The sequence below is a fragment of the Kitasatospora sp. NPDC094019 genome (assembly GCF_044764505.1).
Lineage (GTDB): Bacteria > Actinomycetota > Actinomycetes > Streptomycetales > Streptomycetaceae > Kitasatospora.
The window spans coordinates 1-13120 of sequence record NZ_JBIWIF010000036.1 but is presented as its reverse complement, the minus strand read 5'-3'; the positions used below and the strand labels follow the sequence as shown (position 1 = coordinate 13120).

Annotated in this window: 19 protein-coding genes; 8 read left to right on the top strand and 11 right to left on the bottom strand. The window is 71.4% G+C overall.

The window, feature by feature from the left end:
• Nucleotides 1-40: 40 nt before the first annotated feature.
• The gene (locus ACIQ9P_RS38455; RefSeq protein ID WP_402366942.1) at nucleotides 41-946 is read right to left on the bottom strand and encodes a hypothetical protein; all 906 of its coding nucleotides are present in this window, start codon (nucleotides 944-946) and stop codon (nucleotides 41-43) included.
• Complete coding sequence (locus ACIQ9P_RS38450; RefSeq protein ID WP_402366940.1) at nucleotides 943-1302, bottom strand: hypothetical protein; 360 nt, start codon at nucleotides 1300-1302, stop codon at nucleotides 943-945. Before ACIQ9P_RS38450 ends, ACIQ9P_RS38455 begins: the two co-directional genes overlap by 4 nt.
• Before the next feature lie 142 nt (nucleotides 1303-1444).
• Here ACIQ9P_RS38450 and ACIQ9P_RS38445 point away from each other — a divergent pair, with 142 nt between their 5' ends.
• Together ACIQ9P_RS38445 and ACIQ9P_RS38440 are read left to right on the top strand one after the other, a co-directional pair.
• The gene (locus tag ACIQ9P_RS38445; protein WP_402366937.1) at nucleotides 1445-1810 is read left to right on the top strand and encodes a hypothetical protein; all 366 of its coding nucleotides are present in this window, start codon (nucleotides 1445-1447) and stop codon (nucleotides 1808-1810) included.
• A 560-nt stretch (nucleotides 1811-2370) separates the two neighbouring features.
• A complete protein-coding gene (locus tag ACIQ9P_RS38440; protein ID WP_402366934.1) occupies nucleotides 2371-3036 on the top strand; it encodes a hypothetical protein in 666 nt (221 codons plus the stop codon).
• 24 nt (nucleotides 3037-3060) lie between these two features.
• Here ACIQ9P_RS38440 and ACIQ9P_RS38435 read toward each other — a convergent pair whose 3' ends face one another.
• Nucleotides 3061-4224 carry a winged helix DNA-binding domain-containing protein gene (locus ACIQ9P_RS38435; protein WP_402366932.1) on the bottom strand — a complete coding sequence of 388 codons (1164 nt, stop codon included), beginning with the start codon at nucleotides 4222-4224 and terminating at the stop codon, nucleotides 3061-3063.
• A gap of 466 nt (nucleotides 4225-4690) precedes the next feature.
• Between ACIQ9P_RS38435 and ACIQ9P_RS38430 the strand changes: the two genes are divergently transcribed.
• The gene (locus ACIQ9P_RS38430) at nucleotides 4691-5122 is read left to right on the top strand and encodes a peptidase inhibitor family I36 protein (protein WP_402366929.1); all 432 of its coding nucleotides are present in this window, start codon (nucleotides 4691-4693) and stop codon (nucleotides 5120-5122) included.
• Between the two features lie 188 nt (nucleotides 5123-5310).
• The gene (locus ACIQ9P_RS38425) at nucleotides 5311-6228 is read left to right on the top strand and encodes a hypothetical protein (protein ID WP_402366927.1); all 918 of its coding nucleotides are present in this window, start codon (nucleotides 5311-5313) and stop codon (nucleotides 6226-6228) included.
• Nucleotides 6229-6241: 13 nt separating this feature from the next.
• On the opposite strand, the gene ACIQ9P_RS38420 is transcribed toward ACIQ9P_RS38425, so the two are convergent.
• Together ACIQ9P_RS38420 and ACIQ9P_RS38415 are read right to left on the bottom strand one after the other, a co-directional pair.
• Nucleotides 6242-7645 carry a condensation domain-containing protein gene (locus ACIQ9P_RS38420; RefSeq protein ID WP_402366924.1) on the bottom strand — a complete coding sequence of 468 codons (1404 nt, stop codon included), beginning with the start codon at nucleotides 7643-7645 and terminating at the stop codon, nucleotides 6242-6244.
• A 306-nt stretch (nucleotides 7646-7951) separates the two neighbouring features.
• Nucleotides 7952-8674, bottom strand: coding sequence for an SDR family oxidoreductase (locus tag ACIQ9P_RS38415; RefSeq protein ID WP_402366921.1), 723 nt, complete (start codon nucleotides 8672-8674; stop codon nucleotides 7952-7954).
• Between the two features lie 97 nt (nucleotides 8675-8771).
• Between ACIQ9P_RS38415 and ACIQ9P_RS38410 the strand changes: the two genes are divergently transcribed.
• Nucleotides 8772-9704 carry an AraC family transcriptional regulator gene (locus tag ACIQ9P_RS38410; RefSeq protein WP_402366918.1) on the top strand — a complete coding sequence of 311 codons (933 nt, stop codon included), beginning with the start codon at nucleotides 8772-8774 and terminating at the stop codon, nucleotides 9702-9704.
• A gap of 4 nt (nucleotides 9705-9708) precedes the next feature.
• Here the strand turns inward: ACIQ9P_RS38410 and ACIQ9P_RS38405 are convergent, their stop codons facing one another.
• The 6 genes from ACIQ9P_RS38405 to ACIQ9P_RS38380 form a co-directional block, all read right to left on the bottom strand.
• Nucleotides 9709-9903: a DUF397 domain-containing protein gene (locus ACIQ9P_RS38405; RefSeq protein ID WP_402366916.1), complete on the bottom strand. Its 195-nt coding sequence runs from the start codon at nucleotides 9901-9903 to the stop codon at nucleotides 9709-9711.
• Between the two features lie 77 nt (nucleotides 9904-9980).
• A complete protein-coding gene (locus ACIQ9P_RS38400) occupies nucleotides 9981-10661 on the bottom strand; it encodes an alpha/beta hydrolase (RefSeq protein WP_402366913.1) in 681 nt (226 codons plus the stop codon).
• A gap of 102 nt (nucleotides 10662-10763) precedes the next feature.
• Nucleotides 10764-10964, bottom strand: a complete 201-nt coding sequence (locus ACIQ9P_RS38395) for a DUF397 domain-containing protein (protein WP_402366911.1) — start codon at nucleotides 10962-10964, stop codon at nucleotides 10764-10766.
• A 77-nt stretch (nucleotides 10965-11041) separates the two neighbouring features.
• A complete protein-coding gene (locus ACIQ9P_RS38390; protein WP_402366908.1) occupies nucleotides 11042-11236 on the bottom strand; it encodes a DUF397 domain-containing protein in 195 nt (64 codons plus the stop codon).
• 77 nt (nucleotides 11237-11313) lie between these two features.
• On the bottom strand, nucleotides 11314-11520 hold the full coding sequence (locus ACIQ9P_RS38385; protein ID WP_402366905.1) for a DUF397 domain-containing protein: 207 nt from the start codon (nucleotides 11518-11520) through the stop codon (nucleotides 11314-11316).
• The gene (locus ACIQ9P_RS38380; protein ID WP_402366903.1) at nucleotides 11517-12347 is read right to left on the bottom strand and encodes a Scr1 family TA system antitoxin-like transcriptional regulator; all 831 of its coding nucleotides are present in this window, start codon (nucleotides 12345-12347) and stop codon (nucleotides 11517-11519) included. Before ACIQ9P_RS38380 ends, ACIQ9P_RS38385 begins: the two co-directional genes overlap by 4 nt.
• Nucleotides 12348-12473: 126 nt before the next feature.
• On the opposite strand from ACIQ9P_RS38380, the gene ACIQ9P_RS38375 reads away from it, so the two are divergent.
• The 3 genes from ACIQ9P_RS38375 to ACIQ9P_RS38365 form a co-directional block, all read left to right on the top strand.
• Nucleotides 12474-12710, top strand: coding sequence for a hypothetical protein (locus tag ACIQ9P_RS38375; protein ID WP_402366901.1), 237 nt, complete (start codon nucleotides 12474-12476; stop codon nucleotides 12708-12710).
• On the top strand, nucleotides 12707-12910 hold the full coding sequence (locus ACIQ9P_RS38370; protein WP_402366899.1) for a hypothetical protein: 204 nt from the start codon (nucleotides 12707-12709) through the stop codon (nucleotides 12908-12910). Before ACIQ9P_RS38375 ends, ACIQ9P_RS38370 begins: the two co-directional genes overlap by 4 nt.
• Nucleotides 12911-12929: 19 nt before the next feature.
• Nucleotides 12930-13120: NUDIX domain-containing protein (locus tag ACIQ9P_RS38365; protein WP_402366896.1), on the top strand; the 191-nt coding region annotated here is incomplete at its 3' end.

Sequence of the window (13120 nt, the reverse complement as noted above, 5' to 3'; positions counted from 1 at the left end):
GTGGTCGTCCTTGCCGTCGCGGTCGTCACGGGCGGCTCCGTCATTGCGGCGAACCCGGGCCGCCCGGACCGCCAGTGCCACCCGGGGTCCGGGCACCGGGAACGCGGCGCGGCAACGGCTGTCCGGCGTCGGCGGGCAACGGTTCGCCCGGCGGCGTCCCCGGCGCCGTCCGCAGGGCGACGCTCGGCGCCATCGGGACGGTGTCCGCCGGTTCCCGGTGCAGCAGCTGCCGGGCGTCCATCCGGACCAGGTCGAGCAGCACCGCGAACACGCCCCGCCCCAGCGCGAAGCCGAGGTCGCGCGCGGTACGGCGGCCAGTGGCGGCGGCCAGGATCTCCCGGTGGCGGACCGGGATCCGGTCGGCGGCCGGGGCGGCGAGCGCCGCTCCGCCGTACGCGGTGGCGGGCCGGATCCGCGTGCGCGCCAGCTCGCCGGGCGGGCCCCAGAGCCGGGTCAGCAAGGCTGTCCGCCGGGCGGTCTCCTCGAAGAGCCGCTTCGGCTCGATCCCGGGCCGCAGCGCGAGCGCGGCGCGAGCGGCCCCTTCGACGGTCTCCCAGGCCCCGGGCGGGCTCAGCACCAGGGCGAAGGCCCCGTCGAAGACAGCGGAGGCGCAGACCGCTTCGAGTTCGGCGGCGCCGATGGAGCCGCGGGCCACCAGAGCCGCGCCGAGGTCGCCGGCCGCGCCCGCCGAGGCAGCGGTCTCCGCCGCCGTCCAGTCCGCCTGGTCGACGCGCCCCGACTTGAGCAGCAGCGTCTCGGCGGTCGGGGCGCCGGGGGTCTCGATCGCGGTGATCAGGCCGTGTTCGAGGTGGATGGTGCCGCCCGGCGCGCTGGCGACGACGACCGAGCCGGTGAAGTCCTCGTCCCGCAGCGCCACCAGCAGCGCGGGCACATTGCGGGCCGGGCGTGCGCCGCCGCGATCCTGCTCCTGGATGTTCGCGCTCATGCCACGAAGCCCCGGGCGGCGTCGGCGCTCTGGCGCAGCGCCAGTGCCAGGTTGACCCGCGTCCGGTCCAGCACGGTGGCCAGGAGGAGCGGATCGCCCTGACGGGGCAGCACCTGGACCACCTCGTGGTGCCTGGTGCTGGTGACGACGACGCTCTCCAGCTCCCCGTCGGCCCCGGCCTCGCACAGCCGGTCGCCGATCAGGGCGGCCAGCTCGGCGAGTTCCGCTCCGGAGCCGAGCAACCGCTGGTCCCCGCCGGAGGCATAGCCGAGGCCGGTTGCGGCGTCGACGAGCGCGGCGCCGACCACGCCAGGGGATCCGAGCACATCGGAGAGGGAGGCTTCGAGTGCGCGCACCGGTACCCCTTCGTGTTCTGAACTGTTGGCAGCGTACTTTATTCCATCATTTCCGCGGCGGGGCCAACGCGGGGGACTTCTTGCTACTTTGTTCCCGCACACGGGAGTTCTGCCCCGCAGTTACGCAAAGGACGAACAGCGCATGAACATTGACGACGCACTCAAGGACGCGATGGCCATCGAGGGCGCGATCGGCGTCGCCGTGGCCGACTACGAGAGCGGTATGTCACTCGGAATCCTGGGCGGGGGGCAGCAGCTGGACCTGGAGATCGCGGCGGCGGCCAACACCGAGGTCGTGCGGGCCAAGGTGCGGGCGCTGGCCGCACTGTCGATCGACGACGTCATCGAGGACATCCTGATCACCCTGGGCACCCAGTACCACCTGATCCGCCCGCTGGCGAGCAGCCACGGCTCACTCTTCCTCTACCTGGCACTGGACCGTTCGCGCGCGAACCTGGCGCTCGCCCGGCACAGCCTCAAGCGCATAGAGACCTCGCTCCAGGTCTGAGCCACCTTCCGGTCCGGGCCTCGATCCGTCTTCCGACCCGCCTGCCGATCCGTCTTCTGATCCGTCTTCTGATCCGGTGTCGCTCCGGAGTTCCGGATCGGACGAACGCGAAGCGTGATGAACCGGCCACGACGCCGCACCCGTAGGAATTGGGCATCGAATTGCCGCAGGTACACCTCAATCACCGAACAATGTGATCCTCCGGTGACTGGGCGTCATTTCCGCGGCTTCGCCGCACCGGCCCCGCGGAGTGGAAAGTCGGCACCGTCGACGTTCCACTCCGGGCGGCGGGCGGGCAGGGCGGCCCGGAAAGCGCCGGGCAATTGATCGGCTCCGGGGAGTGACGGTCCGGCGGTGTTCCGCAGACCGTCACGCCTCCCCCGCCACGCCCCCCGCCATGTCTCGCCCGTGACGTGCCGCCCGCCACGTCTCGCCCGCGACGCAGGACTTCCACAACTGCGTCACAAGGGCTCCGAGTTGCTCCCCCTCGCCGGGTGGCCCCTGGCATCATCGCCGCTGGGCACCGGGGCGGCGCCCGGGGCGGGACCATGGGGGCGGCGATGGAGACGTGGCTGAGGGACCCGGGGGCGGCCGGCGGCAGCCGGCGACCCTCCCTGCCGACGCGCGCCCTCCTGGTGCAGGGGCTCCTCGTCCTGGCGGGGCTGGCCGTCACCATGCTCGGCTTCCTCCTGTTCCTCGACGTCCACCACGGGATGCACGGCTACCGGACCGCGCCGCCCTGCGACTCGGCCGCCGGACCGGGAGCCGACTGCAGACGCTACGAGGGCGGCCGGGTGACGGCACGGAAGGCCGACGGCGAGCACCGGCTCACCGTGGCGCGCGAGACGGCACCGGCGGCCACGTTCGACGTCGACCAGGACTTCTACGACGATGTGCAGATCGGTACGAACGTGCAGGTGACGGTCTTCCACGCGCGAGCGGTCGAGATCTCCTACCGCGGACACCACGGCGACAACCTGCGGGACCCGCACCTGCCCGCCCTCGGCGTGGCCGCCCTGGTCGCCGTGGGGTCGGCCCTGACGGTGAACGGCCTGGCCCGGTCGCGCGAGAGTGAGGCCGGCCTGGCCTCCGGACCCGGGATCGGCCTCCTCGCCTTCGTCGGCGCCTCCTTGCTGCTGCAGATGCCTCTGCCGTTCGCCGTCACCCTCGGCATCCCGCTCGTCGGCTGGACCGCGCTGATCGCCACCGCCGCCGTGTTCGCCTGAGCGGCGAGGCCGCCCGACGCTTTCTCAGGCTCCGGGCAGCAGACGCGTCTCGGCGCCGTCCGACCGCCCGCCCGGCTTGCTCCACCAGTGGTCGTAGCGGCGGTAGACGTGCGGTTCGCGGTCGACGAGCAGCGCCGTCAGCGAGCGGGCCTCGGCGGCGAGCTGCTCCCACGCCGCGTCCGGCAGCGGGTGGAACGCCGTCGCCTCGACTCCGCCCTCGACCGTGCGCCACACCCCGGCCACATGCCCGTCCACCAGCAGCGTCGGCAGCACGTCGCCGTTGCGCTTGATCACCAGCGCGCGGTACTCCGGCGGGATGATCCGGCTCCGGTCGGCGTAGGCGAGCAGGACGCTGTCCCACATCGCCATCAGCCGGGCCGGCACCGGCAGGTCCTCGTCCGGCAGCGGCGCCCCCGGGAGGTCGAACAGCTCCGCGCCGTCCGGGCCCTCCAGGCGCTCGACCGCGCCCTCGGCCGCCAGTACCCGCAGGGCCTCCCGGGCCCGGCCCCGCTGCACCAGCGCGAACTGCGCCACGTCCGCCGCCGAGGCCGGACCGAAACCGGCGAGGTAGCGCCGCACGAGCGTGCGCAGCGAGGCCGCGTACACCTCCGGGTCGCCGAGCACCGGCCGGACCGGCGGGGCGACGTAGGAGAGCCGATGGCCGAAGGACCAGTGCCCCTCCCCCGGCGCGCGCAGCAGCGGCGCCACCTGTCGCAGGCCCCACCAGGCGGGTGCCGCCGCCTCGGCGCCGAGCCGGCCGGCCAGCCAGGTCTCGAACTCCGGCGCGGCGCGGGGCCGGTCGCCGAAGTCGAGCACGTCCGGCACCAGCGCGTCCCCGTCGGCGGCGGTCAGGCCGGAGGCCGTGAACCGGTCGTCGCCCAGCCGGGAGCCCCGGACCGACGGATGGACGGCCTCCCGGAACACCGCGAAGTCGTCGACGTGCACGGCGTGCAGGGTGATCCGCATCAGCGTCGATCGCACGATCCCCAGATCCGCGAAGGCCCGGTCGAGCTCGGCGGGATCGAAGCCGCTCACCCGGTTCCACAGCGCGAGGTAGGGCGAGGCCGCCTGCTGCGCCTGGAGTGCGACCACCCGCCGCACCGCCTCGGCGACGCCGATCTCCTCCCGCCGTACGAGCAGCTGCCGTTGGAGGGTGGCCCGGTTGAGCTGCCCCGCGGTGATCGTCACGTCCATGACCCTCTCGTCGCCCGCCCGGCCGGCCTGCCTCCGGCGGATGTCGGAGGTGGAGCCTAGCCCCGGGGTCGGACAGTCCCGCCGCCGTCGGTCCCGCCGGGCTCCGGTGTCGAAGTGAATCGGCGTCATGATTCGTCGGCGAATCCCTTCCCGCCGGAACACGGAATTCACCGCCACAGACCGGGACAAGAAATGGCATGGGCATCTCACATGAAGCCCCATCAGGGCTTACCTGGCCGAACACAGACCGACCAAGGGGGGGATGTGCCACTCCGTGACGCCCCGGTGACCGAGGCGGAGCGCCGGTGCGGCCGAATCAAAAGCGCTCGAAAGCCATGGCTTGACGGTAAGTCACCAGAACGCCGATACTCCGTTTGCCCTCGACGATCAACGCCTGCGGCGGGTGGGGTCCCACCGGATCGCGGGGCATTCCCACCGCTCGACCGACACGGGGTTGTCCGTGAAGATCCGCAACAAGGTCGCCGCCGGCGTGCTGTCCATAGCCGCCCTCGGCTTCGCCGTCGCCACCGCCGCGCCCGCCTCCGCCTCCAGCGGCGAGTGCGCCGAGTACGACGCCTGCCTGTACTACAGCCCCAACTTCCAGGGTGCCAAGTTCGGCGACGGCGGAGGCAGCAGCCACGGCTACGAGACCTACCAGTTCAACTCCACCTACACCTTCGGCGGTGGCGGCGCCGGCAACGGGCAGCAGGTCCGGAACAACGCGGCGTCGGTCTTCAACCGGAACCAGAACTACGGCGTGACGATCTACTACAGCCCCGGCGGCTACGGCGTCAGCCAGTACATCAAGCGCGGCACCGGTGCCAACCTCATCCCGCAGCTGCGGAACAACAACGCCTCGCAGTGCTTCGACGTCTTCGAGACCTGCCGCTGACCTCGGGTCGGTCCGCGTTCCCCCTCGGCAGCGGTGCCGCGCAGCCCCCGGCGCGCGGCACCGCTCCCTTGTCCGCCGGAAGACTGGAAGAAGAGTCCACCATGCGCAGCGCGGCATCCACGACGAGGCGGCCGGGCCGGCCGGTACGGTCGAACGCGTCGATACGGTCGATCCCGTCGATACGGTCGATGGGCACGCCGGTGATCGCCGCCCTGGTCGCACTGGGCGGGGCTGTGACCGGCTGCGCGGCCCCCGCTCCGGCTCCGGCCCCGGCGGCGGCACCGTCCGTCGACGCGGTCCCGACTCTCGCCAGCGCCGACGGCCAGGCCCTGCCCATCGCCGCGTACCTGATCGGCCCGGACGAGGACCGGCGGATCGAGGCGGCGAGGACGGCGCTGATCGGTTCCTGCATGAAGCGCTTCGGATTCGACTACGCACCGGCGGCGGTCGGGACCAAGCCGGACCTGATGATCCGCCGGTACTACCTCACGGACGCCGCCGGCGCGGCCGCCCAGGGATACCACTGGGGCGCGCCGACGGACCAGCGGCAGCCGTCCGCCACCCCGCCGCCGCCCGCACCGGAGATGCAGGCCGTCCTGGGCCACGGCCGGGGCGGCGCCACCGGAGCGGCGGCGCCGGCCGACCGCACCCACAACGGCATCACGATCCCGCCGGGCGGCTGCCTCGGCGAGGCGGACAACACGCTGACCCGGGGCGGCGGCATCCTCCAGGACGACGCCGGGGCACTGGAGATCAACGGCCGGAGCTTCGCGGATTCCATGGCCGACGCGCGGGTGAAGGCAGCCTTCGCCGCCTGGTCGCGCTGCATGAAGGAGCGGGGGCTGGCGTATGCGAGCCCCGTGGACGCGGTGGGCGACGAACGCTGGTTCTCGTCTCCGACGGCGACCGCTGCCGAGATCGCCGCCGCGACGGCCGACGTCGACTGCAAGCAGCGGAACAACGTCGTCGGCGTCTGGTTCGCCGTCGAGACCGCCTACCAGAAGCGGGCGGTCCAGGCGGACGCGAAGCGTCTGGAGCAGACCCGGAAGGCGATCGACGTCACGCTCGCGAACGCGGCGAACGCGGCGGCCGCGAAGACCCCGTGACGTCCGGACGCCGTCACGTCGCGAGCGGCTCGGTCAGAACCCGGGCGAACCCGTCCAGCAGTGCCCGGTTGACGGCGGTGGCCTGCGGGGTGTCGGCGTGGATGGTGTTGACGAACAACCCCTCGTCGGTGCGGTGCAGCCAGTGCAGGATCCCGTTGCAGGCCGACACCCAGACGTGCATCCGGGCCTGCTGGGCGGCGTGCCGGTCCGCGCCGGGCAGGCGGCGGCAGTCGATGTAGGAGAAGAAGTTCACCGCGTGCGGCCAGTAGCGCAGCGACGCGTACTCGACCGGGGCGAGCAGCTTCCACGCCTTGACGAAGTGCACCGCCACATGGTTCTGCACCTCCGCGTAGGCGTCCTGGGCGGCGGCGAGCACCTCGCCGAACCCGGCCCGCGGCCCGACCGGGAACTCGACCGGCAGGGTGTTGATGAACCACCCCATCGACTCCGCGTAGACGCCCCGGCCGCGTTCGTTGAACGGCATCAGCCCGCGGTACACCGGCGGCCCGCCCTGTTCCCGGAGGGCGAGCGCGAGACTCGCCAGCAGTCCCATCGACAGCCGGCCGCCCAGCGCGCGGCAGGCGGTGCCGAACTCCTCGATCTGCCGGGCGCTCAGCAGCTGTTCGGTGCTGGTCACCGGTGCGTACAGCTCCCCGGCCCGGACGCCGAGATCGAGCGGGAAGCGCGGGAACAGGCCGCCGTTGCGGTCGCGGAACGCCCGCCAGTGGTCGAGCCGCGCGTCGTCGGCCCGCATCGCGCGGTTGGCCCGGCGCTGGGTGCGGCTGAACTCCAGGTAACTCCCCGGCTGCGGGGCCGCGTCGGCGGTAGCGGTAGCGGGGGTGGGCTCGACGGCGGTCAGGTTCCGGTAGGCCGTGGCGATGTCGTTGATGGCGATCGCGGTCGAGAGGCCGTCGGTGACCAAGTGGTCGCAGGAGAACCAGACGGTGGTGGACTCCGGCCGCACCACCGCGCCCATCGTGATCAGCGGCCAGGAGAGGGTGTCCACCTCCTGGAACGCCGCCTGGAGGTGGCGGGTCACCTGCGCGGACGTCTCCAGCGGGCCGCAGTAGTCGTGCTTGAGGGCCACCGCGTCGGGGGCGAGCACCTCGCAGCCGAGGTCGCCGGCCAGGGGCTGGTAGACGGCGCGGAGCACCTCGTGACGCCGCACCAGGTCGAGCAGGGCGGCGGCGAGGGCGTCCAGGTCCACCTGGCCGGGGAGTTCGAAGCTCGCCGCGACGTAGGAGCGGATCGGATCGTCGACGCTCTGCGCGTACTGGGCAACGGTGAAATGTTTCGCCTGGTTGTAGCCGGTCATCCGGCGCGGGGTGGGGCCGTCCGCGCCGGTCAGCGGGACAAGATGCCACCGGTGGGCCTCACCTGGGCCGATCTCGGAGTCCTCGACTGAGATCTGGAGCATGCTGCCCTCTTCTGCCGCCGTTGTCGTGGGGTGGTGCCGGGGCGGTCGCGCTGCGCTCCGCCCTGTCACCGGGTCACATGCCAGCACAGCTTCCCGGCAATCGGATAACCGCCTCCGCCGATCGGGTGACATGGTCCCGGGTGGCCTTACGGGGGCGGGAAGTCGGCTCCGTCGACTTCCCATTCCCGCACCGGCGAACGGCGCAGGCTCAACACGTGGGCCCCGACCGGGAATCCGGCCGGGACCCGCGGCGAGCGACGGGCCGGACGGTGCCGACCGCGCCGGTCGGTCCGGCCTCGGCCAGCGTCAGGCCAGTGCCGCTCCTCCGTCGAGAGTGAGTACAGTGCCGGTCGCGTAACCGTTGTCCAGGAGGTAGAGGTACGCCGCCGCGGCCTCCTCGGGAGTACCGACGCGCTGCACGGGAAGGCGGCTGCCCTGCGCCCGGAGGAACGCCTCCGGCTCCGGCACTGTGCTGTCCCAGAGTTCGGTCCGGACCGCGCCGACACGGACGGCGTTGACCCGCAGCGGGGCGAGTTCCAGGGCCAGGGCCCGCGTCACCCCCTCGACGGCCGCGGTGATGCCGGCCCCGAGCAGGGCACCGGGGACTGGCCGGGTGGCGAAGGCGCCGGAGGTGAGGGTGATCGAGCCGCCGGGCCGGAGCTTCGGCGTCGCGTACTTCGCGGCGAGCAGGGCGCCCCAGAAGCGGCGCTCGAAGAACGCTCGCGACTCCCCGCCGCCGAGGTCGGCGAGCGGCTTCAGCAGCAAGGGCTCACCCGCCGTGTACACGAGGTGGTCGAACTCGCCGATCCGGTCGAAGAAGGCGGCGAGCGCCGCCTCGTCGGCGACATCCAGCACGATGCCTTCGGCCGGGCCGCCGAGCTTCTTCACCGCCAGGTCGACCCGGTCCTGACTGCTGGAGGCGACGACCACGTTCGAGCCCTGGGCTGCCGCCGCCCGGGCGACGGCGAATCCGATGCCGGAGGTACCACCGATGACCACGACACGCCGGGTGTCCGCTGTGTTGTTCATGGCGATGACGCTACGGCTCACAAGCCGAGACGGTGAATGACGAGAAGTCTTGATTCTCTGTCCGATCGTCTCGATGCTGACGCGCTAGGGTGAGCGGGTGGACATCCTCAGCGACACGCTCGCGGCCCTGCGCACCGGGCGTCCGTCCGTGGTCCGGACCGACGCGCGGGCGCCGTGGGGTGTGCGCTTCCAGCCCGTTTCGGGAGCCGGGTTCCACGTCGTCGTCGAAGGGCGCTGCGTGCTGTTGCCGGTCGGTGGCGAGCCGATCGACATCGGCCCCGGAGACGTGGTGTTCCTGCGGCGCGGCACTGGCCACGCCATCTGTGACGCGGTCACCAGTGAGTCGGCGGCTTTCGTGCCCGACCGTGTCGACACGTCCTCGCCGATCGGGTCCTTCACCGTCGGAGGCGGCGGCGCCCGGAGCGTGCTGGTGTGCGGGGCCTACCACCTCGACATCGACCGGCCGCATCCGCTGCTCGGCGAGCTGCCGGAGGTCGTCCACCTTCCGGCGGCTCCGGGCCGCCATCCGGCGCTGCGCGCGGCGGTCGACCAGCTCTGCGCCGAGATCCACGAGCCCCGGCCGGGTTCGGACGCGGTGGTCGCGGCGCTCGTCGACCTGCTGCTGCTGTACATTCTGCGGTCCTGGTACGACGGGATGTCCGGGGAGCGGACGCAGGGCTGGGCGTCGGCGCTGAACGACCCGTTGGTCGCCCCGGCGTTGAAAGCGATCCACGACGACCCGGCGCATCCGTGGACCGTCGAGTCGCTGGGGAGCCGAGCCGGACTGTCGCGCGCCGCGTTCGCCCGGCGGTTCACCGCGGTGGTCGGCGAGCCGCCGCTGAGCTATCTGACGACGTGGCGGATGGCGACGGCAGCGCGGAAGCTGCGCGAGACGGGAGACTCGCTGAGCGATGTGGCCGAGAACGCTGGCTACACCTCGGAGTTCGCGTTCGCACGGGCGTTCAAGCGGCACTTCGGCGTCCCGCCCGGGGCGTACCGGAGGGAGCGGCGGACGACTTCGGAGCTGTGACGCGTCAGACCGCGCCGAACTCCCCCGCCTGCAAGGCGAGGACGAACGCGCGCCAGGCATCGGCGGGGAAAGCGAGGGCGGGGCCGGAGGGATCCTTCGAGTCACGGACAGGGACGAGGCCGGGGGCGTCGAGCGCGATCTCGACGCACTGGCCGCCGTTGTCGCTGTGGGAGCTCTTGCGCCAGGTCACAGGAGTCATGGCACCCACGGTAACGCCGCCACCCCAACACGTGGGCCCCGAGGGGGAATCCGGCCGAGGCCCACGGTCGGTTCCGGTCAGACGGCGCCGAACCCGCCTGTGTTCTGACGCTCGATCAGGTCGGCCACGGCAGCCGGACGACTCAGGTAGGGCGAATGGCTGGTGTCCCAGGTTTCCGTGCGGGAGCAATGCCCGGCGAAGCGGTCCGGCAGCGGGGTCGCGATGGTCCGGTCCCGCAGCCCGCGGAGGTAGACCGACGGGGTGTCGCGCCAACTCACGCGGGTCGGTGTGGCGCCGAAGATCGACGGGGGTTCCGGACGCAGCAACTCCACCGCACGCGTGGCCGCCGGTTCGTCGACGTCGCCGTAGAGCTTCGCCCGGGCGTCGGCCGGGTCCAGGACCAGCCGCCCGTCCCCGTCCGGCAGCACGAGCAACCCCTCACCGGGCTCGCCGGGGGCGTCCGCGAGCAACCCGGCCGGGGATTCGCCGACATCGAGAATCCAGCTGTTGAGGAAGACCAACGCGGCTGCGCCACGCACCGTCCCGGCGGCGACGCCCCCGAACGAGTGTCCGACCACCACCGGCGGCTCCGAGGAGTCCGAGACGATGGCCTCGACCTTCTCGGTGCTCTCCGCGAGCGACAGCCCGTAGAGGTCGGGGATCTCCACGGACAGATCGCGAGCGCGCAGCAGGGCGGCGAGTTCGACGTAGTGAGCGGGCTGGTGCCAGGCTCCGTGAAGGATGATCACGTCAGTCACTTCTGCACACTACCCGGCCGGCGGCAGGTGCCGAGCGCGGTGGAGCAACGTGCGGCGCGCAGACTCCAACAGGTCTACGGCGCAGAGGAATCCGGTCGGGCACTATCGCCGGTTCGGGAAGTCGCCCGCCTGTAGACCGGCGACGAACGAGCGCCACGCATCGACCGGGAAGACGAGGGTGGGACCCGAGGGGTCCTTCGAGTCTCGGACGGACACGGGGGCGGCGGCGTGGTCGGTGGCAACCTCGACGCACTCGCCGCCGTTGTTGCTGTAGGAACTCTTGCGCCAGGCCACAAGGGTCATACCACCCACCGTAGCGCCACCATCCCAACACACGGACACCGAAGGGGAATCCAGTCGGGGCTTACGACCGGTTCAGGTCAGACGGTGCCGAAGTCCCCCGCTCGCACACCGGCGACGAACGCGCGCCAGGCGTCCGCCGGGAAAGCAAGGTTCGGGCCGGAGGGGTCCTTGGAGTCACGGACGGGCACGAGACCGGGGGCATCGAGCGCGATCTCGACACACTCGCCACCGTTGTCACTGTGGGAACTCTTACGCCAGCTCACAGGGGCCATGGCACCCACGGTAGCGCCGCCACCCCAACACGTGGGCCCCGACCGGAAATCCGGCCGGGGCCCACGGTCGATTCAGGTCAGACGGCGCCGAACTCGCCCGCCTGCACACCGGCGACGAACGCGTGCCAGGCGTCGGCCGGGAAGACGAGGGCCGGGCCTTCGGGGTCCTTGGAGTCACGGACGGGAACAGTGCCCGGGAAGCTCGCGGAAACCTCCACACACTCACCGCCGTTGGTGGAGTACGACGACTTGAGCCAGGACGCGCCAGACAGGTCGAGGTTCATGGGGACAGCTCCTTTCGAGCCTTGCGGATCAGCGTCAGGGAGGCGGCCTTGGGAAGAGCCTCCACTACCAGCTGATCGTACTGCGTCTCCCACGCCCTGACCGCCTCGCGGACTCGTTCCAGGTGGCCTCGGGCATGCGATTCGGCATAGCCGACCAGCGAACCGTCCGGGAGGTCAAGCAAGGTCACTGGCAGGGCGAACGGCAGATTCTCTCCCAAGGCGAACGGTGCCACCTGGATGGTGACGTTCGGGCGCACCGATAGTTCCTCAAGACGGTCAAACTGCTTCAGCATCACGCTCGCGCTACCCACGGGACGCATGAGGCAACTCTCGTCCAGGACAGCGTGAATCAGCGGCAGCTTCTGTCTCTCCAGAAGGCGCTGCCGTGCCTTGAGTACGTCGATCCGTTCCTCGGCCTCGGCTTGAGTGATTGCCCCTCGATCGACCGCAGCGAGTGCCAATGCCTCAGCATATTCAGGCACTTGAAGCAGGCCAGTGACGATGGTCAAGGCGAAGGTTCTCAGTCGACGGCATCGACCCTCGGCATCGGCGAACTCGGGAAAGCCTTCCAGCAGACTCGCTCGGACGATCCTGCGCCACAACTCATAGAAGGTGCCTCCCGTTTCGAACACCTCATCGGCCTTAACTGCGAAGTTAGGAGTTACCTTCTTCTTCGCTCGTTCGACGTACGAGATCATGGCATCGGAGTAGCCCATCCTTAGGCCCAGCTCGACCTGCGACCAGCGCATAGCACGTCGCGACCTGCGTAGTTCTAAGCCGAATCGCACAAGAGCCGATGGCGTTTCGTCTGAATCACTGTCAGTCATGGTGATTGCACTACCTAACTGATCGGAACAGTCAAGGTTAGACCCCTGGTCAGCATAAGCCGAAGCGGTCCACCATGGCTACACCCCGTGAAAAGCCGGGGACCCAGTGCAACCAGTGGAGCCCCCATGCCCGTCTACACCCCCGCCGTCGGCGAGGTCGTCCGCGACCTCGCGCACCGCGACACCTCCGGCAAGCCCCTCGAAGCCGTCTACATGGACACCCTCGCCGGGCTCGTCTACCTGCGCCACGAGGCCGGCGGTTGCGAGTGGACCACCAAACCCACCCATGTCCAGCCGCTCCCCGTGCCCCGCTTCCTCACCGTCCAGCACCCCAGCCGGCCCCGCACCGCCGACCCGGCGTGAACCGCTCCACCAAGCTCGTCACCGCAGCCCTCGGCGTCCCCGCCCTCAGCGCCCTCGCCGCCACCGCCGTCTGCTGGCCCATCCGCCACGGACCCCTCGCACCCCGACTCCTCATCTTCGGCCTGATCCTCGCCACCGGCATCAGCGCCGGACTCCCCGCCTGCCTCCACTGGCTCGACCCCGACAAGCCGGACGACTGACAGCCCCAGGAGCCCCACCGTGCAGCACCACCACCACGCCCTGATCCTCAACCGCGACGGCGCCTTCCTCCTGATCGCCACCACCCGCACCCCCGGCCTCACCCTCCCCGGCGGACCCGCCGAGACCGACGAACTCCCCCACCACGCCGCCCGCCGCCACACCGAGACCCAGACCGGCCTCGTCCTCCCCCTCCTGCGCATCCTCGCCAC

Excerpts from the sequence above, each read along its gene's own strand:
- ACIQ9P_RS38455 (WP_402366942.1), bottom strand. The coding sequence starts at position 946 with ATGAGCGCGAACATCCAGGAGCAGGATCGCGGCGGCGCACGCCCGGCC.
- ACIQ9P_RS38445 (WP_402366937.1), top strand. The coding sequence starts at position 1,445 with ATGAACATTGACGACGCACTCAAGGACGCGATGGCCATCGAGGGCGCG.
- ACIQ9P_RS38440 (WP_402366934.1), top strand. The coding sequence starts at position 2,371 with ATGGAGACGTGGCTGAGGGACCCGGGGGCGGCCGGCGGCAGCCGGCGA.
- ACIQ9P_RS38425 (WP_402366927.1), top strand. The coding sequence starts at position 5,311 with ATGGGCACGCCGGTGATCGCCGCCCTGGTCGCACTGGGCGGGGCTGTG.
- ACIQ9P_RS38420 (WP_402366924.1), bottom strand. The coding sequence starts at position 7,645 with ATGCTCCAGATCTCAGTCGAGGACTCCGAGATCGGCCCAGGTGAGGCC.
- ACIQ9P_RS38415 (WP_402366921.1), bottom strand. The coding sequence starts at position 8,674 with ATGAACAACACAGCGGACACCCGGCGTGTCGTGGTCATCGGTGGTACC.
- ACIQ9P_RS38405 (WP_402366916.1), bottom strand. The coding sequence starts at position 9,903 with ATGACTCCTGTGACCTGGCGCAAGAGCTCCCACAGCGACAACGGCGGC.
- ACIQ9P_RS38395 (WP_402366911.1), bottom strand. The coding sequence starts at position 10,964 with ATGACCCTTGTGGCCTGGCGCAAGAGTTCCTACAGCAACAACGGCGGC.
- ACIQ9P_RS38390 (WP_402366908.1), bottom strand. The coding sequence starts at position 11,236 with ATGGCCCCTGTGAGCTGGCGTAAGAGTTCCCACAGTGACAACGGTGGC.
- ACIQ9P_RS38385 (WP_402366905.1), bottom strand. The coding sequence starts at position 11,520 with ATGAACCTCGACCTGTCTGGCGCGTCCTGGCTCAAGTCGTCGTACTCC.
- ACIQ9P_RS38380 (WP_402366903.1), bottom strand. The coding sequence starts at position 12,347 with ATGACTGACAGTGATTCAGACGAAACGCCATCGGCTCTTGTGCGATTC.
- ACIQ9P_RS38375 (WP_402366901.1), top strand. The coding sequence starts at position 12,474 with ATGCCCGTCTACACCCCCGCCGTCGGCGAGGTCGTCCGCGACCTCGCG.